Source organism: Streptomyces sp. NPDC059477 (genome assembly GCF_042749375.1).
Lineage (GTDB): Bacteria > Actinomycetota > Actinomycetes > Streptomycetales > Streptomycetaceae > Streptomyces.
Genome location: NZ_JBHYUG010000007.1, coordinates 66,254 through 89,023, shown reverse-complemented (window position 1 = coordinate 89,023; position 22,770 = coordinate 66,254). Strand labels below are relative to the sequence as shown.

22 protein-coding genes are annotated in these 22,770 nt (G+C 72.2%); 14 read left to right on the top strand and 8 right to left on the bottom strand.

All coding sequences use genetic code 11. The annotated features are described in order from the left end of the window. The first annotated feature begins 332 nt into the window (after positions 1–332). From ACFXAZ_RS05725 to ACFXAZ_RS05695, 7 genes are all read left to right on the top strand, one after another. The gene (locus tag ACFXAZ_RS05725) at positions 333–1,616 is read left to right on the top strand and encodes a prenyltransferase/squalene oxidase repeat-containing protein (RefSeq protein ID WP_384585611.1); all 1,284 of its coding nucleotides are present in this window, start codon (positions 333–335) and stop codon (positions 1,614–1,616) included. Beyond that, positions 1,613–2,245, top strand: coding sequence for an SCO2322 family protein (locus ACFXAZ_RS05720; RefSeq protein WP_384585608.1), 633 nt, complete (start codon positions 1,613–1,615; stop codon positions 2,243–2,245). The genes ACFXAZ_RS05725 and ACFXAZ_RS05720 overlap by 4 nt, the downstream gene beginning before the upstream one ends. After that, entirely contained in the window at positions 2,238–3,425 is a 1,188-nt protein-coding gene (locus tag ACFXAZ_RS05715) for an energy-coupling factor transporter transmembrane component T (protein WP_384585605.1), read from the top strand. The genes ACFXAZ_RS05720 and ACFXAZ_RS05715 overlap by 8 nt, the downstream gene beginning before the upstream one ends. Further along, positions 3,422–5,161 (top strand): ABC transporter ATP-binding protein, encoded by a 1,740-nt coding sequence (locus ACFXAZ_RS05710; RefSeq protein WP_384585602.1) that lies wholly within the window; start codon positions 3,422–3,424, stop codon positions 5,159–5,161. The genes ACFXAZ_RS05715 and ACFXAZ_RS05710 overlap by 4 nt, the downstream gene beginning before the upstream one ends. After that, positions 5,158–6,039 (top strand): ECF transporter S component, encoded by an 882-nt coding sequence (locus ACFXAZ_RS05705; protein WP_384585599.1) that lies wholly within the window; start codon positions 5,158–5,160, stop codon positions 6,037–6,039. Before ACFXAZ_RS05710 ends, ACFXAZ_RS05705 begins: the two co-directional genes overlap by 4 nt. A 323-nt stretch (positions 6,040–6,362) precedes the next feature. Continuing rightward, entirely contained in the window at positions 6,363–6,779 is a 417-nt protein-coding gene (locus ACFXAZ_RS05700; RefSeq protein ID WP_384585596.1) for a transglycosylase SLT domain-containing protein, read from the top strand. Between the two features lie 197 nt (positions 6,780–6,976). Next, complete coding sequence (locus tag ACFXAZ_RS05695; protein ID WP_384585593.1) at positions 6,977–7,684, top strand: YoaK family protein; 708 nt, start codon at positions 6,977–6,979, stop codon at positions 7,682–7,684. Between the two features lie 61 nt (positions 7,685–7,745). On the opposite strand, the gene ACFXAZ_RS05690 is transcribed toward ACFXAZ_RS05695, so the two are convergent. Both ACFXAZ_RS05690 and ACFXAZ_RS05685 read right to left on the bottom strand, forming a co-directional pair. Then, positions 7,746–8,012 carry a DUF397 domain-containing protein gene (locus tag ACFXAZ_RS05690; protein WP_384585767.1) on the bottom strand — a complete coding sequence of 89 codons (267 nt, stop codon included), beginning with the start codon at positions 8,010–8,012 and terminating at the stop codon, positions 7,746–7,748. After that, complete coding sequence (locus tag ACFXAZ_RS05685) at positions 7,993–8,841, bottom strand: helix-turn-helix domain-containing protein (protein ID WP_384585590.1); 849 nt, start codon at positions 8,839–8,841, stop codon at positions 7,993–7,995. The genes ACFXAZ_RS05690 and ACFXAZ_RS05685 overlap by 20 nt, the downstream gene beginning before the upstream one ends. A gap of 95 nt (positions 8,842–8,936) precedes the next feature. Between ACFXAZ_RS05685 and ACFXAZ_RS05680 the strand changes: the two genes are divergently transcribed. Together ACFXAZ_RS05680 and ACFXAZ_RS05675 are read left to right on the top strand one after the other, a co-directional pair. Continuing rightward, positions 8,937–9,365 (top strand): ATP-binding protein, encoded by a 429-nt coding sequence (locus tag ACFXAZ_RS05680; RefSeq protein WP_384585587.1) that lies wholly within the window; start codon positions 8,937–8,939, stop codon positions 9,363–9,365. A 71-nt stretch (positions 9,366–9,436) separates the two neighbouring features. Then, positions 9,437–9,949 carry a hypothetical protein gene (locus ACFXAZ_RS05675; protein ID WP_384585584.1) on the top strand — a complete coding sequence of 171 codons (513 nt, stop codon included), beginning with the start codon at positions 9,437–9,439 and terminating at the stop codon, positions 9,947–9,949. Between the two features lie 300 nt (positions 9,950–10,249). Here the strand turns inward: ACFXAZ_RS05675 and ACFXAZ_RS05670 are convergent, their stop codons facing one another. After that, the gene (locus ACFXAZ_RS05670) at positions 10,250–10,465 is read right to left on the bottom strand and encodes a hypothetical protein (protein ID WP_384585580.1); all 216 of its coding nucleotides are present in this window, start codon (positions 10,463–10,465) and stop codon (positions 10,250–10,252) included. 89 nt (positions 10,466–10,554) lie between these two features. Further along, positions 10,555–12,606 (bottom strand): bifunctional glycosyltransferase 87/phosphatase PAP2 family protein, encoded by a 2,052-nt coding sequence (locus tag ACFXAZ_RS05665; protein WP_384585577.1) that lies wholly within the window; start codon positions 12,604–12,606, stop codon positions 10,555–10,557. 396 nt (positions 12,607–13,002) lie between these two features. Here ACFXAZ_RS05665 and ACFXAZ_RS05660 point away from each other — a divergent pair, with 396 nt between their 5' ends. After that, entirely contained in the window at positions 13,003–13,677 is a 675-nt protein-coding gene (locus tag ACFXAZ_RS05660; RefSeq protein ID WP_384585574.1) for an O-methyltransferase, read from the top strand. Between the two features lie 57 nt (positions 13,678–13,734). Here the strand turns inward: ACFXAZ_RS05660 and ACFXAZ_RS05655 are convergent, their stop codons facing one another. Then, positions 13,735–14,127 carry a hypothetical protein gene (locus tag ACFXAZ_RS05655; RefSeq protein ID WP_384585571.1) on the bottom strand — a complete coding sequence of 131 codons (393 nt, stop codon included), beginning with the start codon at positions 14,125–14,127 and terminating at the stop codon, positions 13,735–13,737. A gap of 157 nt (positions 14,128–14,284) precedes the next feature. Between ACFXAZ_RS05655 and ACFXAZ_RS05650 the strand changes: the two genes are divergently transcribed. Beyond that, a complete protein-coding gene (locus tag ACFXAZ_RS05650; RefSeq protein ID WP_384585568.1) occupies positions 14,285–14,725 on the top strand; it encodes a DUF1992 domain-containing protein in 441 nt (146 codons plus the stop codon). Between the two features lie 15 nt (positions 14,726–14,740). On the opposite strand, the gene ACFXAZ_RS05645 is transcribed toward ACFXAZ_RS05650, so the two are convergent. Then, positions 14,741–16,819, bottom strand: coding sequence for an MDR family MFS transporter (locus tag ACFXAZ_RS05645; RefSeq protein WP_384585565.1), 2,079 nt, complete (start codon positions 16,817–16,819; stop codon positions 14,741–14,743). A gap of 199 nt (positions 16,820–17,018) precedes the next feature. Between ACFXAZ_RS05645 and ACFXAZ_RS05640 the strand changes: the two genes are divergently transcribed. After that, on the top strand, positions 17,019–17,990 hold the full coding sequence (locus ACFXAZ_RS05640) for a peptidoglycan-binding protein (protein ID WP_384585562.1): 972 nt from the start codon (positions 17,019–17,021) through the stop codon (positions 17,988–17,990). A 235-nt stretch (positions 17,991–18,225) separates the two neighbouring features. Here the strand turns inward: ACFXAZ_RS05640 and ACFXAZ_RS05635 are convergent, their stop codons facing one another. Together ACFXAZ_RS05635 and ACFXAZ_RS05630 are read right to left on the bottom strand one after the other, a co-directional pair. Next, on the bottom strand, positions 18,226–18,891 hold the full coding sequence (locus tag ACFXAZ_RS05635; protein ID WP_384585559.1) for an HAD-IA family hydrolase: 666 nt from the start codon (positions 18,889–18,891) through the stop codon (positions 18,226–18,228). A 266-nt stretch (positions 18,892–19,157) separates the two neighbouring features. After that, the gene (locus ACFXAZ_RS05630) at positions 19,158–19,739 is read right to left on the bottom strand and encodes a TMEM165/GDT1 family protein (protein WP_384585557.1); all 582 of its coding nucleotides are present in this window, start codon (positions 19,737–19,739) and stop codon (positions 19,158–19,160) included. Between the two features lie 552 nt (positions 19,740–20,291). Between ACFXAZ_RS05630 and ACFXAZ_RS05625 the strand changes: the two genes are divergently transcribed. Then, positions 20,292–20,936 (top strand): HNH endonuclease family protein, encoded by a 645-nt coding sequence (locus ACFXAZ_RS05625; RefSeq protein WP_384585554.1) that lies wholly within the window; start codon positions 20,292–20,294, stop codon positions 20,934–20,936. Positions 20,937–21,081: 145 nt separating this feature from the next. Then, complete coding sequence (locus ACFXAZ_RS05620) at positions 21,082–22,740, top strand: alkaline phosphatase D family protein (protein ID WP_384585765.1); 1,659 nt, start codon at positions 21,082–21,084, stop codon at positions 22,738–22,740. Positions 22,741–22,770 lie beyond the last annotated feature (30 nt).

Below are 22,770 nucleotides of genomic sequence, written 5' to 3'. Positions count from 1 at the left end.
ACAGCCCGATGGCCCTCGCGGGCCGCCCGGTAGAGTGAGCAGGTCGTCATCACATCCGTACGGGGAGAAGCCAGGGGGGAAGGCGAGGCGGGGGCCGGGAGGATCCGGTGCCGAGCCTCCTCCCCCGGAGCCTCAAGGGACTGGCAGGTCCGCCGCCGTGAGCGGCCCCCCGAAACCGGGCGGGCCGTGCGCCGGACCGCCCGGTACGGGACTGTGACCGGCTCACGCGCACGGCGTCCGCCGGGCGCGGCACCGTCGAGGGATACGGAGCCGAGCCGCCCGGGGTGCCCGGTGCTGTCCGGCTCCCCCGCAGGAAAGGTCACCCGCCGATCATGTACGTCCGCCGCAGTGCCGCGGTTCTCGCCGCCGCCCTCGGGATCGGCGCCGTCGCCGCTCCGCTCGCCCAGGCCGACAGCGCCTCGCCGTCCCCGTCCGCGTCCGCGTCGCTCCCGGCCGGGCTGTTCGGCGCGGCCGACCCGACGTACGACGGCGTCTGGCGCCAGTCCCTCGCTCTGCTCGCCCAGACCTCGGTGGGCATACGGCCCGCCGCGGTGGCCGTCGACTGGCTGACCGGGCAGCAGTGCGGCAACGGCGGCTTCGCGGCCTTCCGGGCCGAGCCCGGCACGGACTGCGACACCAAGACCGCGCTGGACTCCAACAGCACGGCCGCCGCCGTCCAGGCCCTCGCCGCGCTCGGCGACCACGAGGCCGCCACCGGCAAGGCCGTCACCTGGCTGAAGTCCGCGCAGAACGCGGACGGCGGCTGGGGCTACACCCCCGGCGGCCCCAGCGACGCGAACTCCACCGGCGTGGTGATCGGCGCCCTCGCGGCGGCGGGAGAACAGCCCGCCGAGGTCCAGAAGGACGGGAAGTCCCCGTACGACGCGCTGCTCGCTCTCAGCGTCCCCTGCGCCGACGCCGACGGCGGCGGTGCCTTCGCCTACCAGCCCGACGACAAGGGCGACCTGGTCGCCAACGCGGACGCGACGGCGGCGGGCGTCCTGGGCGCGCTCGGCAAGGGTCTGAACGCCGAGGCCGGCGCGGATGCGGACGCCGATGCGAGTCCCGACGCCGACGCCCCGGCCGACGCGAAGTGCGCCGACGCCACCACGCCCGAGCAGGCCGCCGCCAACGGGGCCGCCTGGCTGACCGGTGCCCTCGCCGAGGACGGCCACCTCATCTCCGCCCTCCCCGGCGCCGAGGACCAGCCGGACTACGGCAACACCGCCGACGCCGTGGTCGCGCTGGCCGCGCAGGGCGAGGTCGGGCAGGCCCGCGCGGCCATGACCTGGCTGGAGAAGAACGCCGCCGACTGGGCGAAGCAGTCCGGCCCCGCCGCCTACGCCCAACTGGTCCTCGCCGCGCAGTCCGTGGGCACCGCTCCGGGCGAGTTCGGCGGCGAGGCCCTGATCAGCGGGCTCAACGCCACCGGCCCGGCCCCGGAGGCGACGGACGGGCTGGAGGAGAAGCGGCTGGTGGAGAAGGAGGACACGGCCGCCGAGTCCGCCGACGACGACTCCCCCTTCGGGGTCTGGTGGTACGTCGGGGTCTTCGGCATCGTCGGCGTCGGTATCGGCTTCCTGGTCAGCAACCGTTCCCGGGGCAACCAGCGGTGACCCGCCGCGTCCCCCTCCTTCTCCTGGCCGGTCTGCTGCTCGTCCTCGCGGGCGGGGCGGGCCAGGCCCAGGCGGCCGGTTACCGCTACTGGTCGTTCTGGGACCGCGACGGCGACCGCTGGATCTACGCCGATCAGGGCCCGTCCCTGGCCCGCCCCGCCGACGGCGCCGTCCAGGGCTTCCGGTTCGCGGTGAGCGAGGACTCCCAGGACGCCAGCCGGCCACGCGGCACGGCCGGCTTCGCGACGATCTGCGCCCAGACCCCCGACCGGGAGGGCTCGAAACGGGTGGCCCTGGTCCTGGACTTCGGCACCCCGGCCGACGCCCCCTCCGGCGAGACCCCGCCCCCGGCCCGTACGGCCTGCGCCCAGGTCTCCCCCGACGCCACCACGGCCGAGGCCCTGGCCACGGTCGCCGAACCCCTGCGCTACGACTCCAACGCGCTGCTGTGCGCGATCACCGGGTACCCGGAGCAGGGCTGCGGAGAGCAGGTCTCGGGAGCCGGGCAGCAGGAGCCGGGCACCTCCGGGGACAGCGGCCCGTCGGCGGGCCTGTGGGCGGGGATCGCCGCGATCGTCGTCGTGGCCACGGGGGTCGGCTGGCAGACCTGGCGCCGTCGACGTGCCTGAGCCCCGACGCCTCGAAGGGGCGCGGGGCCGGATCGAGGGCGGCTCCGCCGCGCGTACGGCGACACCGGCGCCACGGCGGGCCCCCCACGACCCGCACCACCCCTACCACCAGACCCACCCCGGAGCCTGGTGGCTCTGGTCCCTGGCCCTCGGCGTCGCCGCGACCCGCACCACCAACCCCCTCCTGCTGGCCCTCCTCATCATGGTCTCGGCGTACGTGGTCGCGGCCCGCCGCCCCGACACCCCCTGGGCCCGCTCCTACCACGCGTTCGTCAGACTCGCCCTCGCCGTCATCGCCGTCCGCATCCTCTTCACGGTGGTCCTCGGTTCCCCCATCCCCGGCACCCACGTCCTGCTCACCCTCCCCGAGATCCCCCTCCCCGACTGGGCGCAGGGCATCCGCCTCGGCGGCCGGGTCACCCTGGAGTCCCTCCTGTTCGCCTTCTACGACGGTCTGCGGCTGGCCACGATGCTGATCTGCGTCGGCGCCGCCAACGCCCTGGCGAACCCGTCCCGGCTGCTGAAGTCGCTGCCGGGCGCGCTGTACGAGATGGGGGTGGCGGTCGTCGTGGCCCTCACCTTCGCGCCGCACCTGATCGCCGACGTCCAGCGGCTGCGTGCCGCGAGGCGACTGCGCGGCCGGCCGGACCGGGGCATCCGGGGTCTGCTCCAGGTCGGGATGCCGGTCCTGGAGGGCGCCCTGGAACGCTCGGTCGCGCTGGCCGCGGCGATGGACGCGCGCGGCTACGGCCGTACCGCACAGGTTCCGCCCGCCGTCCGCCGTACCACCGCCGTGCTCACCCTGGCCGGGCTGCTCGGCGTGTGCGCGGGAACGTACGGAGTGCTGACCGCCGAAGGCGCGGGCTACGGGGTGCCCGTGCTGCTGATCGGGCTGGCCGCGGCGCTGGCCGGGCTGCGGCTCGGCGGCAGGCGCTCACCCCGTACCCGCTACCGCCCCGACCCCTGGGACGTGCGCGCCTGGCTGGTGGCCGGCTCCGGTGTCGCGGTCGCCGGCGCGCTGGTCGCCGCCCGGTCGTTCGACCCGGCCGCGCTGGACCCCGGGGTGGTCCCGCCGACCGTCCCGGGGCTGCCGCTGTGGCCGGCGGCGGCGATCCTGCTGGGGCTGCTCCCCGCGTTCGTCACCCCGGCGCCGTACGCCCCTCCGAAGGAGCCGTCATGATCCGCTTCGACGGTGTCTCCGTCACCTATGCCGGGGCGGCCGAGCCCACCGTCCGGGGCGTCGACCTCGATGTCCCCGAGGGCGAACTCGTGCTGCTCGCGGGCCCGTCCGGGGTCGGCAAGTCCACGCTGCTCGGCGCGGTCAGCGGTCTGGTCCCGCACTTCACCGGGGGCACCCTGCGCGGCCGGGTCACGGTGGCCGGCCGCGACACCCGTACCCACAAGCCTCGTGAACTGGCCGACGTCGTCGGCACGGTGGGCCAGGATCCGCTGTCCCACTTCGTCACGGACACCGTCGAGGACGAACTCGCCTACGGGATGGAGTCCCTGGGCATCGCCCCGGACGTGATGCGCCGCCGGGTCGAGGAGACCCTCGACCTGCTCGGCCTCGTCGAACTGCGCCACCGCTCCCTCGCCACCCTCTCCGGCGGCCAGCGGCAGCGCGTCGCCATCGGCTCGGTGCTCACCCCGCACCCGCGCGTCCTGGTCCTGGACGAACCGACGTCCGCGCTGGACCCGGCGGCGGCCGAGGAGGTCCTCGCCGTGCTCCAGCGGCTGGTCCACGATCTCGGTACGACGGTGCTGCTCGCCGAACACCGGCTGGAACGGGTCGTCCAGTACGCCGACCAGATCGTCCTGCTCCCGGCGCCGGGAGCGGCCCTGGTGCTGGGCACCCCGGCCGAGGTGATGGCCGTGTCCCCGGTGTTCCCGCCGGTGGTGGAACTGGGCCGGCTGGCGGGCTGGACCCCACTGCCGTTGACGGTCCGCGATGCGCGGCGCCGGGCGGGGGAGCTGCGGGAGCGGTTGGAGGGATCTTCCGCTGCAAGCTCTGAGAGGTGGAGGTCGGGGGCGGCGGCTGGGCAGGTGACCCCGGCGACCGGGCCCGCCTCCGCGCCGGCCCCGGTGCCCGCCCCCCGCCGCTTCCTGGCCCGCAGACCCCAGGCCACCCCCTCCTCCCCCCGCTCCCTCCCTTCCCCCTCCTCCCTCCCTCTGGCGGAGGTCCGTTCCCTGGTGGTCCGGCGGGGCCGGGTGCCCGCTCTGCGCTCGGTCGATCTCACGGTCGCCCCCGGCGAGACGGTCGCCCTCATGGGCCGCAACGGCGCCGGGAAGTCGACGCTGCTGTCCGCGCTGGTGGGCCTGGTGCCCCCGGCGTCGGGGTCGGTACGGGTCGGGGACGCCGTACCGCACCGGACGGCCCCCCGTGATCTCGTCCGCAGGGTCGGCCTCGTACCGCAGGAGCCACGGGACCTGCTGTACGCCGACACGGTCGCCGGGGAGTGCGCGGCGGCCGACCGGGACGCCGGGGCGGCGGCGGGCACCTGCCGGGCGCTGGTGTCGGAACTGCTGCCCGGGGTCACCGACGACAGCCACCCGCGTGATCTGTCCGAGGGCCAGCGGCTGGCGCTGGCGCTGGCCGTGGTCCTGACTGCGCGCCCGCCGCTGATCCTGCTGGACGAGCCGACCCGGGGCCTGGACTACGCGGCGAAGGCACGACTGGTCACTCACTTGCGCGGGCTGGCGGCCGAGGGGCATGCGATCGTGCTGGCCACGCATGATGTGGAGCTGGCGGCGGAGCTGGCGCGACGGGTGGTGCTGCTGGCGGAGGGCGAGGTGATCGCGGACGGGCCGATGGAGGAGGTCGTGGTGTCGTCGCCGTCGTTCGCGCCGCAGGTGACCAAGGTGCTGGCGCCGGCGAAATGGCTGACGGTCGCGCAGGTGCGGGGGGCGCTGTCATGAGCCTGGTGGAGGCAGGGGCGCGGGCGGTACGGGCGCGGGCGGTGCGGCTGGGGCCGCGGTCCGTCGCGGCGCTGGTGCTGGTGAGCGCGGTCGGGGTGGGCGCGCTGGGGTGGCCCTTCCTGGCGCCGCCGGAGTCGAGCGTGGCCGCGCACGCGAAGGACGCGCCGTGGCTGTTCGCGGGGCTGCTGGTGCTGCTGGTCGCGGTGGTGGCGGCGACGATCTCGGAGTCCGGCCTCGGCCCGAAGGCGGTGGCGATGGTCGGTGTGCTGGCGGCGACGGGGGCGGCGCTGCGGCCGATCGGGGCGGGGACGGCGGGCATCGAGCCGATGTTCTTCCTGATGGTGCTGAGCGGCCGGGTGCTGGGACCCGGCTTCGGCTTCGTCCTGGGCTCGGTCACGATGTTCGCGTCGGCGCTGCTCACGGGTGGGGTGGGGCCGTGGCTGCCGTTCCAGATGCTGTCGATGGGCTGGTTCGCGATGGGCGCGGGCCTGTTGCCGGGTGCGGAGCGGCTGCGCGGCCGGGGTGAGCTGCTGCTGCTCGCCTGCTACGGGTTCGTGGCGGCGTTCGCGTACGGCACGATCATGAATCTGGCGGGGTGGCCGTTCATGGACGAGCGGACCACGGTCATCGCGCTGGACCCGGATCTGCCGGTCCTGGCCAATCTGGCCCGTTTCATCGCCTACTGTCTGGCCACCTCGCTGGGCTGGGACCTGGGGCGGGCGCTGGTGACCGTCGTGCTGACGCTGCTGGTGGGCCCGGCGCTGCTGAAGGCGCTGCGGAGGGCGACGCGGAGGGCGGCGTTCGAGGCGCCGGTCACGTTCGAGACGCCGGTCACGTCCGAGGCATCCGCTCCGTGCGGAGACGTGCGCCGGCAGTGACGGAACCCGTTGCCCGGCGGTGAAGCACCCCACATGACCCAGATCACCAACGATCCGGGGTCGTAGCCGCGCGGCCTGTCATGAACGCGCCTTTCACCCCCCTGACCAGGGCATTGAGAGCCAGGTCACACAGGGGACGTAGGTGCCACATGCGACCACAACTAGTAAAAGGGGTCATTGCGGTCGTTTCGCAGGCCTGTTTCTCTGGACCACGTCGCACGGCGCCGATGTGCCCCCAGGGCCACGGCGTCGATGCTTGCCCCGCCGCGTACCGCGTGGCCGAGGCGGGCCGCGACCCCCCGTCCCCGAAGAAAAGGTTCACTGTGTCCGCCTCGCTCATCCGTCGCATCGCGTCCCCCAAGAAGGCCCTCACCGTCGCCGCCGTGGCCGCCGCCACCGCCGGTATGGCCCTCACCGCCGCCCCGGCCCAGGCCGCGCCCACCGCGTCCGCCGCCTCGGCACAGGCCATCGCGAAGCAGATGATCCCGAACGCCGCGCACTACAACGCCTTCTCGAACATCGTCAGCAAGGAAAGCGGCTGGAACGTCACCGCCACCAACCCCTCCTCCGGCGCGTACGGCCTGGTCCAGGCGCTGCCCGCCTCGAAGATGGCGTCGGCCGGCGCGGACTGGAAGACCAACCCCGCCACCCAGATCCAGTGGGGCCTGAACTACATGGACGCCCGCTACGGCAGCCCGGTCGGCGCGTGGGACTTCTGGCAGGCGAACGGCTGGTACTGAGCCGAAGCCGACTGGGTCACGGACCGGCACGACCGGCCACCGTTGACGGACTGACGGACGCGATCGGTCACCGTTGACGGACCCGATCGGTCTTCATCGACCGACCCTTGGGCGGCGGCCCCCCTCTGCTGGGGGGGCCGCCGCCTTTGGCGTACGGAGACACGGCGAGCCATCCACCCCCATGGTCAACTGAGCGGATGACCGTCGAGACGGAGACACCCGAGCCAGCAGAGTCGACCGACCGGCGGGAGAGGCACCGCCTGCGTCTGACCTATGTCCTGCTCCTGTTGACCGTGAGCAGCGGAATCGTCGACGCCGTGAGCTACCTGGGCCTGAACCACGTCTTCACCGCCAACATGACCGGCAATGTGGTGGTGCTGGGCTTCGCCACCGCCGGCGCGGAGGGCTTCTCCGTCACCCACACCCTCACCTCGATCGGCCTCTTCCTGGTGGGCGCCATCGGCGGAGGCCGCCTGGCGGGCCTGCTGGCCACACACTCACGCGGCGCCTGGTCGAGGACCTCACTGGCCATCGAGGCGGCGCTGCTGCTGGCCGCCGCGCTGGTGGCCTTCACCGTCCCCGACAACGGGGCGCGCGCCTACATCCTCCTCGCGGTCACCGCCCTGGCCATGGGCATGCGCAACGCCACGGTCCGCAAACTGGGAGTACCCGGCATCGCCACGACGACGGTGGTGACCACCACCCTGACCGCCCTGGTCTCCGAATCCCCCCTGGGCGGCGGCACCGGCGACCACGGCATCCTCCGCACGGCGGCCGTGATCGCCCTGTTCTGCGGCGCCCTCCTCGGCGCCTGGCTGGTCCTGACCCACGGCCCGGGCGTACCCCTGCTGGTGGCGGCGGTGTTGGCGGGGCTGCTGGCTGTGGTGTCGTCGGGGCGGGACTGAGCCGACGGGGAATCCGCGCCGGTGACGATGTGCGCTGGGGGCGGCCTGGCCACCGGGCCCCTCATCCAGCGGCTTTGGTCGCCGTCCAGTTGACGAAGGCGGAGAAGACGGCGGGATCGAGGGTGAGGGTCGGTCCCGCCGGGTTCTTGGAGTCGCGTAGGGCGATGATGGGGGTGGGGCAGGGGGTTTCGGCTACTTCGACGCACTCGCCGCCCTGGTCACCGCTGTAGGTCGACTTGCGCCAGGCGAGCGGCCCAAACGGCGCGCACTCCACGCAGTTGCCGCCCTGATCGCCGCTGTAGCTGGACTTACGCCACCGGATCCCCATCAGAATCACGTCGCTCGCCATAGCGTTCCTCCATCACGCGCCGAATCAACTCCGCCGAGTCTTTGAGGGAGAGGGCGGCGGCCTGGAGATGATCGTAACGGAGTGAGCAGTCCTTGACGGTGTCTGAACTGGCAGTCGGATGCCCGCTGCCGTACCCCTCCGTATAGACGATGGCCGGATCGCTCACGAAGCGGTAGATGTCGAATGAGCCTTGTAGCCCCGCGTGCGCTCCGGCTGAGTATGGGAGCACTTGCACGTTGATTCGTGGGTTGTGTGCCAAGGTCAACAGATGGGCCAGTTGCTCGCGCATGACCTCCCGCGAGCCGATCTGCTGATACAGGGCTGCCTCGCCGAGGATCGCCCAGAAGACCGGTGGATCACTCTTCTCGAAGATGCGCTGGCGGGCGAGCCGGACGGCGGTGCGGTCGTCGAGGTTGGTTTCATCGAGCACGCCGAGCACGGCCCGCGCGTAGGCCCGAGTCTGGAGCAGACCGTGCACTATCTGGGCCTCGAAGCAGAGGATTTCAACCGCCCGCGCCTGCAACTCCGCCACCTGCTGAAACCAGGCCGGAAGTTGACTGCGCATGACCAGCACCAGCAACCGGGACAACGATCCCCCGGTCCCGAGCGCCGCGTCCACCCGCTCGCTGAACTCCGCCGTCGGCAACTTGCGCGCGGTCTCGATCTGCCCCACCAGCGACCCGGTGTAGTTGACGATCTCCCCGAGTTGCTTCTGGGTGAGCCCCGCCGCCTCACGAAGCCGCCGTAACTCGAAGCCGTAGTAGTCGAGCGGCGAAGCGCCGGGATCAAGGACGTTGATATGAGTCACGTGGGGGACCCCTCTCACGCAACAACCCGCACCACACTGTGACGGGTTGAATCCGGACCGTAGCCAGCGTAGCGAGACGCGGCCACCCTGGTGATGTGAACGGACACTTCCCCCACCAGTACCGCATGAGCCTCACCGTCGCCGAGCACTCCGCCCGCCACGTGCGCCGCATCGCCCGCACCTTGCTCAGGGAGTGGGGTGTGCCCGAGCTGACCGAGGCGGTGGAGCTGGGCACGACGGAGCTGATCGCCAATGTCGTACGCCATGTCCAGGACCGCCACTGCACGGTGGTCATCGCACGCCAACCGACAGGCGCCCGAGTGGAGGTGACCGACAGCTCACCCCAGCTCCCGGCGCCACCCAGTGAGTTCCCCCTGGATTCGGAGAACGGCCGGGGCCTGCTGATCCTGGAGTCCGCGGCGGACAAGTGGGGCGTGGATGTACGGCCGGAGGGCGGGAAGACGGTGTGGTTCGAGTGCGCTTCGCCGCCAAGCCGACCGGACCCGGACCGTGGCACTTGCTGACATGATGCACACGTCTGGCTACGTCAATGATCGCTGACCAGCTACACGCGCCGCCGAGTCGGCTGGGCCCTGTGGGAGAGCTGACCGTGCGCCACCGGGTGGTAGTGGCCTCGGCTCTTCTGCTGCTCACTGTGTCAGCCTGCACGCCAGACCCGAAGCCCACGGGCGAAGCGGCGCCGTCCACTCCTTCGGCACCCGCCCCTCCCTCGGCGCACCAGGCCGATTCCGGCTCCGTGACGCCGCCGGAACTGGACGCTGCCATGGGGGAAGAGCTGGCCGGTCAACGAGCGGAGACTCGCGGCAATGCGAGTTTCACGTACGCGGGCGGCGAACGGGACAAGGCCCTCATCGTTGCCGTGAACTGTCGAGGCGTCGGCACGATCACGGTCGCCGTGCCGGTCATGGATGTGTCGTTCCCGTTGGAGTGCGGCGCGGGCGAACCTGCGGTCACCTACAACCAGCTCGCGATGAAATCCGCGTACCAGCCCGGCACGGTGTCCGTCACCGCGCCGTCGACCGTCACCTGGGCAGTGACCGTCGGCCGCGGTGAGGCCGCGCAGGCGGAGTCACACGGCACGGGATGAGACCTTCGGGACTGCGTGGTCGGTGGTCCACCACGCAGTCCCGCACCCATCGGCCACTACGGCGGGCGGCACTTGAGACCCGACCTGAAGGCCTCACACTTGCGCGGCGCAATCTCCCAGTGAGCCGCGTCGCGCGGCTGGGACATCACAAGAATTACCGATGCCGCCTTCACGCAACGTCGAGAGCGTTCGCATCCATGACAGATCACGCCAGGCGTGACTGCAAGTGCCTCGGCACTCCGTTTCCCTTCGCCGCGCGTCGGCAACACCTCGACGGTGGCACCTCCGGGTGCAGGGCGGTCATGCCGTCCAACTCCGGCTCGGGCAGGGCTGTCGGCCAGCACAGGGCGAGCCACTGACCGTCCTCGATCCGGGCCAGCGGGCCGTCCGTACCGCACTGGCCTGCGCCAGCGCCTGGGTGGCCTCGTCGCTCTGCCCGGCCATGCCCTCGGCGGCGACGGACGATCCGGGCAGCGCGGCGGCCTGCGGCACCGTGGGCGTGAGACCCAGAAGCAACGCGGCTGCCGTCAAACCCGCCTATCCGGGTTGGAATCGGGCTTGGCCAACAGCATTCACTCCCACCCACACCCCACCCCATCCCCCACCTATTGACCACGCGCCGCCTTCTCCAATTCCGGCGCCCGCTCCACCCGCTCCGCGACCGCCGTCACCGTCCGGGCCCGCGGGCCCTGGAACACGTACACGAGGGCGAAGCCGCCGCCCACCACGAGCGCGCCGCCCGCCGCGTCCAGGACCCAGTGATTGCCGGTCGCGACGATCGCGGCGACGGTGAACAGGGGGTGCATGAGGCCCAGCGCCTTCATCCACAGCTTCGGGGCGACGATCGCGACGACCAGGCCGCACCACAGGGACCAGCCGAAGTGCAGGGACGGCATCGCCGCGTACTGGTTGGTGAGGGAGGTGAGCGTGCCGTAGTCGGGCTGGGAGAAGTCCTGGACGCCGTGGACCGTGTCGATGATGCCGAAGCCCGGCATCAGACGGGGCGGGGCCAGGGGGTAGGCCCAGAAGCCGATCAGGGCCAGCAGGGTCGTCAGGCCCAGGGTGGAACGGGCCCAGCGGTAGTCGACGGGGCGGCGCCAGTACAGCAGCGCCAGCACCGTCAGCGGCATCGCGAAGTGGAAGGACGTGTAGTAGAAGTCGAAGAAGCCGCGCAGCCAGTCGATCTTCACCACCGCGTGGTTGACCGCGCGCTCGATGTCGATGCCTAGGACGCGTTCGAGGTCGAGGATCTGGCGGCCGTGTGCCTCCGCGCGCTCGCGTCCGCCCTGGATGGTGCCGCCGGTCGCGGCCAGGCGGACCTGCTGGTACGCCGCGTAGGTGACCCGGATGAGCAGCAGTTCCAGGAGGAGGTTCGGGCGGGTGAGGACCCGCTTGAGGAACGGCAGCAGCGGGACCCGGCTGAAACGGGCCGGCACCGGCTTCGCGTACTGGGTCGGGATCGGGGTCTGGTAGTGGGGCGAGGTGCGGGACAGGAAGGGGACGAGGAGCGCCGCCGCCAGAGCGGTCAGCAGGACGACGTTGTCCCGCAGCGGGTACAGCACCGCCATGTCCGGGAACATCATCCTGGCCGGCAGGCTTATCACCAGGATCACGGCGACCGGCCACACATACCGGTCCGACGCCCGCTTGCCCACCCGGCCCACCACCGCCAGCAGCACCCACAGCAACTGGTGCTGCCAGGTCATGGGCGAGACGGCGATGGCGGCACACCCGGTGATCGCGACGGCGAGCAGCAACTGGCCGTCGCGCGCGTAGTGCACCGCCCGGCGCAGGCCGACGACGGCGACGGCCGTGCCCAGCGTCAGGAACAGGGCGATCTCCAGCGGGCCGCTGAGCCCGAGCCGCAGCAGCGCGCCGTGCAGCGACTGGTTGGCGAGGTCGTCGGCCGCGCCGCCCAGGCCGGTGCCCGCCATGTGGTGCACCCAGTACGTGTACGAGTCGTGCGGCATCGCCGCCCAGGCCAGCGCGGTCAGCCCGGCGAAGGTGAGACCGGTGGTCGCCGCCGCCCGCTTGCGGCCGGTGAACCACAGCAGCGGGGCGAACAGCAGCACCGTCGGCTGGAGCGCCGCCGCCACCCCTATCAGCGCCCCGCTCGCCCGCTCGCCGCGCACCACGAAACAGCCCAGCAGCACCAGCAGTACGGGGATGATGCTGGTCTGGCCGAGCCAGAACGCGTTGCGCACCGGCAGCGACAGCATCAGCAGACAGATCGCGACCGGCGCCGCGAACAGCGAGGCCCGGCGGGCGACCGGCTGCGGCAGGGCACGCGCGGCGACCAGGCCGAGCGCGGCCACCAGCAGCAGCGTGCCGAAGGTCCAGCCCCAGCCGAGGGCCTGTTCGGCGGCGCGGGTGAGCGGTTTCAGGACAAGGCCGCTGAACGGCGTCCCCGTGAAACGGGACGTGTCGTACAGCGATCCCTCGACATGCAGGACGCCGTTCGGCCCGACCCAGGTCTCCAGGTCGATCAGCCGCTCGCCGCGCGGGGTGCCGAGCACGACCGCCATCTGCCGCACGGCGAGGATCGCGGCCACCACCCACAGGCCGAGCCGCGCCATTCGCAGCCGCGCCCTGGCCCCGTCGGCGGCACCCGCCCCGAACGCCTCCGCCGGTCCCCCGCTGTGCTCCGCATTCGCCACGCCTCGTCGGCCTCCCGCCCCGTCTGCCCCGCGCGTCCCGTGCGCGGGTTCCCTGTGCGCACCCTGTGCGGTGCGCACCACCCCCCGGAGAGAGACGCAGGCTACCCCCGATTCACCTGTCGTCCGCTCTTCTTTTGTCCGGATGACGATACTGGCGCCGAGGTTCGGTCAACCCAGCGGGAGGGACGTGACTCACACCGGGATGCGGGAAAGATCGTGGTTCGGGAGGGACCGGCCGGCGACATCCGACAGGCAGATCCGATAGATCCGATAGATCCGACAAGTCCAGCAGATCCGGCAGACCCAGCAGACCCGGCAGATCTGCCAAAAACGATCTATCCCTCCGATCCGGTACATACGATGAAGAAGCATGAACACCCGCACGAGAGGACGCGCATGAGCGAGTCGCAGACGACCTGGGACGCCGTGGACGAGTACTTCACCACCCGTCTCGCCCCCGCCGACGAGGCCCTGACGGCGGCCCTGCGGGACAGCGAGGCGGCCGGGCTCCCGCCCATCGCGGTCTCCCCGACACAGGGCAAGCTGCTCCAGCTGCTCGCCGAGGTCCAGGGCGCCCGCCGGATCCTGGAGGTCGGCACGCTCGGCGGCTACAGCACCATCTGGCTGGCCCGCGCCCTCCCGGCCGACGGCCGGCTGGTCACCCTGGAGTACAACCCCCGGCACGCCGAGGTCGCCACCCGCAACCTCGCCCGCGCGGGCGTCGACGCCCTGGTCGACGTACGGGTCGGCCCGGCCCTGGACTCGCTGCCCCGGCTCGCCGACGAGAACCCGCCACCTTTCGACCTGGTCTTCATCGACGCCGACAAGGGCAACAACCCGCACTACCTGGAGTGGGCCCTGCGCCTCACCCGCGCGGGCAGCCTGATCGTGCTCGACAACGTCGTACGCGGCGGGCGGGTCGTCGATCCGGCCGGCACCGCCGAGGACGTACGGGGCACCCGCGCCGCGATCGACCTGATCGCCAAGCACCCGAGGCTGACGGGTACGGCGATCCAGACGGTCGGCGCGAAGGGGTACGACGGGTTCGCGCTGGCCCGGGTGCTGGCCTGAGACCCGTCCGCCAAGCAGCGACTCGCGGGCGATCGAGTCTCGGCGACTCACCGGCGATCAAGCCTCGTGGAAGAAGCCCACGTTGACGCTGCGCGGCGCCGTGCGGTCCTGGATGATCAGCTCGCCGTTGCCGCCCCTGGGCAGCGCCACCGAGCCGCCGTACACGAGGGGCTGCGCGTACTCCCCGACGATCAGCCGTACTTCCGAGGACGGCTCCGCCTGGGAGCCGCGCAGCCAGGTCACCCGCCAGCCGCCCTCGGGCCCGCACCGGAACTCCAGGTGGACCCGCGAGACGAACAGCCAGTCCTCCGGCGGCACCAGCCGGCACACCGACTTGTCGCGTCCCACCCGCAGGACCGCGCCCGGCTCGCTGGGCGCGTCGGCCATCTGCATACCGGCCGTGGCACCCGAGTCGGCGCCGGAGACGGCGGCCATGGTGAGTTCGAGCACGTGCGCTCCCCTTGAAACAGCCCTGTGGAAACCTGTGGAACAGCCATGGCACGGCCCGGGAATCGGTCCGTGGAACGGCCTTGTGCGGCAGCCCCGTTGATTGCCGCCGCCGCATGATAAATCGCCCGGCGTGGTGGCGTCCGGCACAATGGGGTTCATGACCGAGCGAAAGCCACCCGGGGTCAGCTTCGAGACATGGACCGACCACCAGATCCGCGAGGCGGAGGCCCGTGGCGACTTCTCCCGGCTGGCGGGCGCGGGCAAACCGCTGCCGAGCGAGGTCGAGGCACCGTACGACGCACTGTGGTGGATCAGGCGCAAAATGGCCCGCGAGGGCTTCTCGGTCCTGCCGCCGGCCCTCGCCCTGCGCAAGGAGGCGGAGGACGCCCTCACCGCCGCGCTGACCACCCCGTCCGAGTTCCGTGCCCGGCAGATCATCGAGGACATCAACACCAAGATCCGCGCGATGATGTTCCGCCCGCCGCCCGGCCCGCCCCTCGGCATGAAGCCGTACGACGTGGAGGACGTGCTGCGGCGACGGCGTGAGCGGGCCGAGGGGGCCGAGCAGTCCGAGGGTGCTGAGGAGCAGGGGTCCTAGGGCCGGAACAGAGCCTCACTGAAGCCGCCGCCCCTCCCCCTCCTCCCCCGGCTGTTCGCTCCGCGCCCCGCACAGTTCCTCGTTGAGTTCCTTCACCAGGTGGACGAGGTCGGTCGGGCGGTCCGGGCCCCACCAGTCGCCCAGGAGGTCCGTCAGGGAGGACTCGCGGGCGATCCAGAGGCGCTCGGCGACCTCTTCGCCCTCGGGCGTGAGCCTCAGGTCGAGCCCCTCGCGTGCGCCGAGGCGGCGGGACTCGATCTGGCGGGCCGCCTCCAGGACGACGGTCAGCGGGACCGGACCGCGCTCGGCGAGACGGCCCGGCTCGACCGATCCGTACCGTTTCATCCGCAGCAGCATCCAGCTGGCGGCGGGCAGCAGGTCGTAGCCGGCCCGCGCGGTGATGTCCCGGTAGATCTCGCGGCGGCCCTCGCGGGTGCCGAGCACCGACAGGGCCCGGCACACCTCGTCGTAGGACGAGCGTTCCACCGGGTTGCTGGCGAGCGTCTGGGTGGCGTCCGGCGCGGTCACGCTGCCCCGCAGCCGGTCCTCCTTCAGGAACCAGGCCAGGACGAAGCCCAGGAGGGCGACCGGAGCCGCGTACAGGAAGACGTCCGTGATGGAGGAGGCGTAGGCGTCGAGGGCGGCCGGGCGCAGGGCGGCGGGGAGTTCGGACAGGACGCGCGGGTCGCCCTCCAGGGCGCTGACGGACACCCCCGGCGGCAGGGGGACGCCTCGGAAGGCGTCGGCGAGCCGGTCGCCGAGCCGCCCGGCGAAGATGGTGCCGAAGATCGCGACGCCGAAGGACGCGCCGATCGAGCGGAAGAAGGTCGCGCCGGAGGTGGCGACGCCGAGATCCTCGTAGGCCACCGCGTTCTGCACGATCAGCACCAGTACCTGCATGACCAGGCCGAGGCCGAGGCCGAAGACGAAGAAGTAGGCGCTCATCAGGGCCGTCGAGCTGTTCATGTCGAGCTGGTGCAGAAGCAGCAGGCCCAGCGCGGTGATCCCGGTGCCCGCGATCGGGAAGACCTTCCAGCGGCCGGTGCGGCTGACGATCTGCCCGGAGGCGGTGGACGCCAGCAGCAGCCCCACCACCATCGGCAGCATGTGGACGCCGGACAGGGTCGGCGTGATCCCCTGGACGACCTGGAGGAAGGTCGGCAGATAGGTCATCGCGCCGAACATCGCGAAGCCCACGATGAAGCTGATGACCGCCGCCAGCGTGAAGGTCCGGATGCGGAACAGCTTGGGCGGCAGCACGGGCTCGGCGGCCCGCCGCTCGACCCCGACGAACACCACCGCGAGCACCACCCCGGCCACCGCCAGGGCGATGAGCTGCGGCGAGTCCCACGCCCAGGTCGTGCCGCCCAGCGAGGCGACCAGCACCAGGCACACGGCGACGGTGGCGATCAGGAACGTACCGAGATAGTCGATGACATGCCGCTGCGCCTTGCGCGGCAGATGCAGCACGGTGGCGATCACGATCAGGGCCGCGATCCCGATCGGCAGATTGATGTAGAAGACCCAGCGCCAGCTCAGATGCTCGGTGAACAGCCCGCCGAGCAGCGGCCCGAGCACACTGGACGCGCCGAACACCCCGCCGAAGAGCCCTTGGTAGCGTCCGCGGTCGCGCGGCGACACCAGGTCCCCGACGATCGCCATCGACAGCACCATCAGCCCGCCGCCGCCCAGCCCCTGGAGCGCGCGGAAGCCGATCAGCTGGGGCATGTTCTGCGCCACCCCGCACAGCGCCGAGCCGACCAGGAAGATCACGATCGCTATCTGGAAGAGCCGTTTGCGTCCGTACTGGTCACCGAGCTTGCCCCACAGCGGGGTCGCGGCGGTGGAGGCCAGCAGATAGGCGGTGACCACCCAGGACAGATGGTCCAGTCCGCCGAGATCGCTGACGATGGTGGGCAGCGCGGTGGAGACGATGGTCTGGTCGAGGGCCGCGAGCAGCATCCCCATCAGCAGCGCGCCGATGGAGACCAGCACGCTCCGGGACACCTGCCCGTCGCCGTCGGGGGGCGGCTGCGGCAGTGCGCCGTCGTGTGTGTTCCCGGTGCCGGTCACACCGTGCGCGTCCCCGGCCATGCGGACCTCCCCAGGCTTCCGTTCGCCGCCGTGTCCGACTCGTTGTCCCCTCCATCGTGGTCGGTGTGGTGGGTTATGGCCTGTCGAGTCCGTTTGGAATGTGAGACTCCGCCCTCAATGAGTCCTCAATACCGGGGTTGCCCCAAAGGACCTCCACGGGATCTGCATAATTCCTGGAGTCCGTTAGGGAGGGGAACACGTGGTCGATACGGAGGGGCACCGCTGCCCGGAGTGCGGGGCGACCCGCGAGCCGGACGACACCCCGTCGTGCGCCTGTGGCCGCCGGGTGTCCGACGCCCTGCGCGACGCCCGTACGGCGGAACAGGCCGCGGCGGAGGACTTCGACCCGCTGCGGATCCGCCCGTACATCGACCTGGACGGCGCCCGGTCCGAGGACCTCGCCGGGGCCCCGGACGCGACGATGACCTTGCGGGCGGTGGCCGCGCCCGTACCGGTTCCCGCGCATGTGGAGGCGTTCGAGGGGCGTTCGGGGCCGGTCCCCGGCACGGTCGCGGTCGCCGGGTCCGGCGAGGAGACGGTCCGGCCCCGGCGGCGGCGCAAGGCGGTCCTGATCGCGGCGGGCGGGGTCGTGGTCACGGTCCTCGCGGGCGCCGGGTTCGCCAGCGGGCTGTTCTCGTACGACAAGCCGTCCCGGGACACCGCGATGCCGGACGACATACGGGAGGCCGTGCCGGACACGTCGACGACGGCTCCGTCGGCCACGCCGGGCGCGGTCCGCGAGTCCGCGGCCCCGGTCTCCGCCTCCCCGTCCCCCTCCACGTCCCCGAGCCCGTCGGCGTCCCCTTCGCCGTCCCCGTCCGCCTCGGGTACGGCGTCGGCGTCGCCGTCCGGGAGCAGCACGCCGAGCCCTAGCCCCAGCCGGACCACGACGACGCCGCCGCCCGCCAGCCCGGACGACGAACCTCGGCAGGGGGACGGGGGGACGGGGGTGGTTCTTGAGCGGGGGGACGAAGGGCCCGAGGTCATGGAACTCCAGCTCCGGCTCGCGGAACTGAACCTCTTCGTCGGGCGGGCGGACGGGCGGTTCGGGCGGGATCTGGAGAGCGCCGTGAGCACGTATCAGTGGGCGCGGGGGGTTCGGGCGGAGGAGTGGGGGGTGTACGACGCGGCTACGCGGGCGGCGTTGGAGGGGGAGACGTCCGAGCCGTAGGTTTTTCTTGGGTGCGGGTGCGGGTGCGGGTGTGGGTGCGTTGGCTTCGCGGGGGGCCATGCGTCGCGTCGTCGTTCGGGTGCGGGTGCGGGTGCGTCGTGGCTGGTCGCGCAGTTCCCCGCGCCCCTGAAAAAGGGGCGTTGCCCGCACCCCTGACCAAAAGGGGCTTCCCGCTCCGTTCAAGGTGTTCCCGGCGTCCGCGACATAAGGGACCGTCGCCGAGTGCGCCCCCGGCTCAGCCGGCGTGCACCCTCAGCAGGCCGCCCTCCAGCGCCTCCACTCGCACCGCCCGCAAGTCCCCTACCACCGCGTCCGGCGCGTGCAGTGCGGCTCGGGGGCCGACGCCCACGACCGGCATGCCGGCGGCCCGCGCGGCGGTGATGCCCGCGCCGGAGTCCTCGAAGGCGACGCAGTCCGCCGGGGCCACGCCCAGTTCGGCGGCGCCCTTGAGGAAACCCTCGGGGTCGGGCTTGCTCGCGCCGACCGACTCGGCGGTGATCCGGACCTCGGGCATGGGCAGGCCGGCGGCGGCCATCCGGGCGCTGGACAGGGCGACGTCCGCCGAGGTCACCAGGGCGTGCGGCAGCTCGCGGAGCGACGCCATGAAGTCGGCCGCCCCGGGCACCGGTACGACCCCGTCCAGATCCGCCGTCTCCTCCGCGAGCATCCGCGCGTTGTCCGCGAGGTTCTGCTCCATCGGCCGGTGCGGCAGCAGTACCGCCATCGAGGCGAACCCCTGCCGACCGTGCACGATCTTCATCACCTCGTCGCCGTTCAGCCCGTGCCGGTCGGCCCAGCGCCGCCAGACCCGTTCCACGACGGCGTCGGAGTTCACGAGGGTGCCGTCCATGTCCAGCAGGAGGGCACGGGCGGTGAGCACGGTGGGCACGGTGGCCGGCATCGGCGACTCCAAGCGGGACGGCGAGAAAAGGCGGCCCCGCCCGCCGGTCAGGGAGAACAGGCGGAGCCACTTTGTTTCCGTACGATACAAAACAAGTCGGGTATCGCGCCAGTGCCCCCGGAAGACTTCACCTCCCGTTCAGCGGCCAGAACGGCGGGCGGGACCCGGAATCGGTGCGGAAGGGGTCCGGCCCGCCCCTTTCACACACCCCCGAAAGCCGTGCCGACCCCGCAGACCCCCCAAGCCCCTCAGGCCCCGCAGACCCCTCAGGCCGCCACCGCCTCGTACAGGCTCCACACGCCCAGCCCGGCCATGAGTGCCGCCGCCACCTTGGTGATCAGCTTCAGCGGCACCCGCTTCATCAGGGCCTTGCCGCCGACGATGCCGAGCCCGGCCACGGCCCACAGCGCCAGCACCGCGCCCAGGCCGACGGAGAGCGGGTCGTCGTACCGCGCGGCGAGGTTCGCCGTCATGATCTGGGTGAGGTCACCGAACTCGGCGACCAGGATGAGCATGAAGCCCGCGCCGGACACCTTCCAGAAGGACTGGTCCTCCGGCTTGCGGACCTCGCCCTCGTCGTCGCTCTTCTTCCACAGCAGCACGGCGGCACCGGCGAGGAAGAGCACACCGGTGATGGCCGACACCAGTTGCTGGGGCAGCAGGGTGAGGACGCTTCCCGCCGCCACGGCCAGCGCCACATGCAGGGCGAACGCCGCCGCCACCCCGGCGAAGACGTACGACGCCTTGTAACGGGTGCCGAGGACCAGCCCGGCCAGTGCGGTCTTGTCGGGAAGCTCGGCAAGGAAGATGACGCCGAAGACCACGGCCGTCACAGTGAAGCTGATCAAGGGTTCCTCAATCGGTCGGGGGCCACCCCACCGAGAGTGCTGTACGCACTTGCGAGACACCTCGGCACGGCAGCACACTCGGCGCCCGCGCCGTACGGCACAGGCGTGCACTGCTTGCCGAAGGTCTCGCTGGCGGTCCACGACCGGCTCGGCCGGGCGGGTCCGCCTCCGGGCGCCGGCTCGGCCCTCACGGGCTGAGCAGTATGTCGACGGTCCGGCGAAGAGCTACTCCCCTTCTGCGCCGTCCATGCTACGCGACACCCCGCGCGGCGGACGAGTGAGAAGGCCCACGTCCCATGCCCCGGACGCCCCACACCTCAGACGCCCCACCCCCGAGAAGCCCCACGCCCCCGAGGCCCCACGCCGCCCGGCCCGGGGCTCCCGGGAAACACCCCCTCCCCACATCCTCCGCGCCAAAACCCCCCACCCTCAACCTTGTCGTGTCATGCGCGCGTCACTAACTTCTCACCGGACGAACACTCGTTCGCAACATCGCACCGACAGCATTCCCTCGCCCGCACACCAACACCCCCACGCTCCAAGGGAGTTCGCATGCCCAGGTTCTACGCGCGTCGACTGCTCAGTACCATCGCCGCGGCCACCGCCCTGATCTCCGGCGCGGCGCTGTTCAACGCCCCCACCGCCGCCGCCGCGCTGCCCACCCCGGTCAGCGCCGCCACCGCCCGCACCTACCTCGCCTCGCTCCCCGTGGCCACCGAGAACCGCACCGGCTACAACCGGGACCTCTTCCCGCACTGGATCACCCAGTCCGGCACCTGCAACACCCGTGAGGTCGTCCTCAAGCGCGACGGCACCAACGTGGTCCAGGACTCCGCCTGTGCCGCCACCAGCGGCAGCTGGTACTCGCAGTACGACGGCGCCACCTGGTCCGCCGCCGCCGACGTCGACATCGACCACCTGGTCCCGCTCGCCGAGGCCTGGGACTCCGGCGCCAGTGGCTGGACCACCGCGCAGCGCCAGTCCTTCGCCAACGACCTCACCCGCCCGCAGCTCATCGCGGTCACCGACAACGTCAACCAGTCCAAGGGCGACCAGGACCCGGCCACCTGGATGCCGTCCCGCACCGCCTACCGCTGCACCTACGTCCGCGCCTGGGTCCAGGTGAAGTACTACTACGGCCTGTCCGTCGACAGCGCCGAGAAGACCGCGCTCACCAGCTACCTGAGCGCCTGCTGACCGACCACCCGGCGTCCCCCTCACCCGGCCCGGCCCGCGTCCCGCTGACCGGACCCCCGGTTCCCCGGCGCGGAACCTCCCCGTGGGTGCCCGTCGTTCCGTACCGTACGGGGCTACCGAACGGCACGAGAAGGCGGGCGATGACGTGGCGGAACTGCGCCTGGGACCACTGCTGAGGTACGCCGACGGCACCTCGGCGACCGTATGGGTGGAAGCGAGCCGTCCGTGCGCCGCCGAGGTGCGCTGCGCGGACGGCTCCTCGGGCGGCTCCCGCACCTTCGAGATCGCCGGGCACCACTACGCGCTGATCCCGGTGACCGGCCTGACCCCGGGCTCGCAGCCGTCGTACGAGGTGCTGCTCGACGGCGTGCGGGTCTGGCCGCTCGACGGCTCGCCGTTCCCGCCGTCGGTGATCCGCGCCCCGGCCGACGGGGACACCGTCCGGGTGGCGTTCGGCTCCTGCCGGTGGGCCGCGCCGCCCGTCGGCGAGCCCGACCCGGTAGGTCCGGACGCCCTGGACACCCTGGCCGCGAAGATCGCCGCCGACCCGGCCGCCGAGCGCCCGGACGTGCTGCTGCTCCTGGGCGACCAGGTGTACGCCGACGAGACCTCCACGGCCACCCGCCACTGGCTGGCCACCCGCCGCGATCTGGGCGAGCCGCCGGGCAACGAGGTCGCGGACTACGAGGAGTACACCCGGCTCTACTACGAGTCCTGGCTGGACCCCGAGGTGCGCTGGCTGCTGTCCACCGTGCCGACCTGCATGATCTTCGACGACCACGATGTAGTCGACGATTGGAACACCTCCGCCTCCTGGCTCGCCGACATGCGCGCCACCGGCTGGTGGCGGGAGCGGCTGCTGGGCGGCCTGATGTCGTACTGGGTCCATCAGCACCTCGGCAATCTCTCCCCAACCGAACTGGCCGCCGACCCGCTCTACACGTCCGTACGCACCGCGCCCGACGGCACGGACGCGCTGCGCGCCTTCGCCGCCGAGGCCGACGCCGATCCGGCGGCCGTGCGCTGGAGCTACCGGCGTGACTTCGGCCGGGTCCGGCTGCTGATGGTGGACACGCGCGCGGCCCGGGTGCTGGACGAGGAGCACCGCGCGATGCTGAACCCCGGCGAGGCCGACTGGCTGCGCGCCCAGGCGCTCCAGTCTCCCCAGTCGTACGACCATCTCCTCATCGGCACCTCCCTGCCCTGGCTGCTGCCGCACCTGGTGCATGACGCGGAGGGGTGGAACGCGGCGCTGTGCCGGGGCGACAAGGGGCCGCGCTGGGCGCGGTTCGGGGAGAAGATGCGGCGGGCGGCGGACCTGGAGCACTGGGCGGCCTTCCCGGCGTCCTTCGAGGCGCTGGCGGCGCTGATCGCGGAGGCGGGTACGGGGCCGCACGCCCCGGCGACGGTGTGTGTGCTCTCCGGCGATGTCCACCACGCGTACATCGCCGAGCCGGAGTGGGCGGGCGGCGGGCCGGACGCGCGAGTGCTCCAGCTCACCTGCTCGCCGGTCCACAACTCCATCCCGATGTCGATCCGGGTCGGCTTCCGGTTCGGCTGGAGCCGGGTCGCCCGCGTGCTGGGCCGCCGCTTCGCCGGGCACGGCCGGATCCCGCGCCCGTCGATCGACTGGCGCAAGACGGGCGGCCCGTGGTTCGGCAACCAGCTGATGACCCTGACCCTGCGGGGCCGGGCGGCGACCCTGCGGCTGGATCAGGCCCGGGAGGCGGGCAGGGGCGCGGCGGACGGTGGGAGCGGGGCGCGGCTGACGACCGTACGGGAGTCGGTGCTCACCGACGGATGAGCGAGCCGGACGGCAACTGTGATGTGCGGG

Bases quoted from the DNA above. Each gene is read 5' to 3' on its own strand.
- ACFXAZ_RS05695 (WP_384585593.1), top strand. From the start codon at position 6,977: ATGACCGTCGAGACGGAGACACCCGAGCCAGCAGAGTCGACCGACCGG.
- ACFXAZ_RS05650 (WP_384585568.1), top strand. From the start codon at position 14,285: ATGACCGAGCGAAAGCCACCCGGGGTCAGCTTCGAGACATGGACCGAC.
- ACFXAZ_RS05710 (WP_384585602.1), top strand. From the start codon at position 3,422: ATGATCCGCTTCGACGGTGTCTCCGTCACCTATGCCGGGGCGGCCGAG.
- ACFXAZ_RS05625 (WP_384585554.1), top strand. From the start codon at position 20,292: ATGCCCAGGTTCTACGCGCGTCGACTGCTCAGTACCATCGCCGCGGCC.
- ACFXAZ_RS05645 (WP_384585565.1), bottom strand. From the start codon at position 16,819: ATGGCCGGGGACGCGCACGGTGTGACCGGCACCGGGAACACACACGAC.
- ACFXAZ_RS05660 (WP_384585574.1), top strand. From the start codon at position 13,003: ATGAGCGAGTCGCAGACGACCTGGGACGCCGTGGACGAGTACTTCACC.
- ACFXAZ_RS05705 (WP_384585599.1), top strand. From the start codon at position 5,158: ATGAGCCTGGTGGAGGCAGGGGCGCGGGCGGTACGGGCGCGGGCGGTG.
- ACFXAZ_RS05635 (WP_384585559.1), bottom strand. From the start codon at position 18,891: ATGCCGGCCACCGTGCCCACCGTGCTCACCGCCCGTGCCCTCCTGCTG.
- ACFXAZ_RS05725 (WP_384585611.1), top strand. From the start codon at position 333: ATGTACGTCCGCCGCAGTGCCGCGGTTCTCGCCGCCGCCCTCGGGATC.
- ACFXAZ_RS05690 (WP_384585767.1), bottom strand. From the start codon at position 8,012: ATGGGGATCCGGTGGCGTAAGTCCAGCTACAGCGGCGATCAGGGCGGC.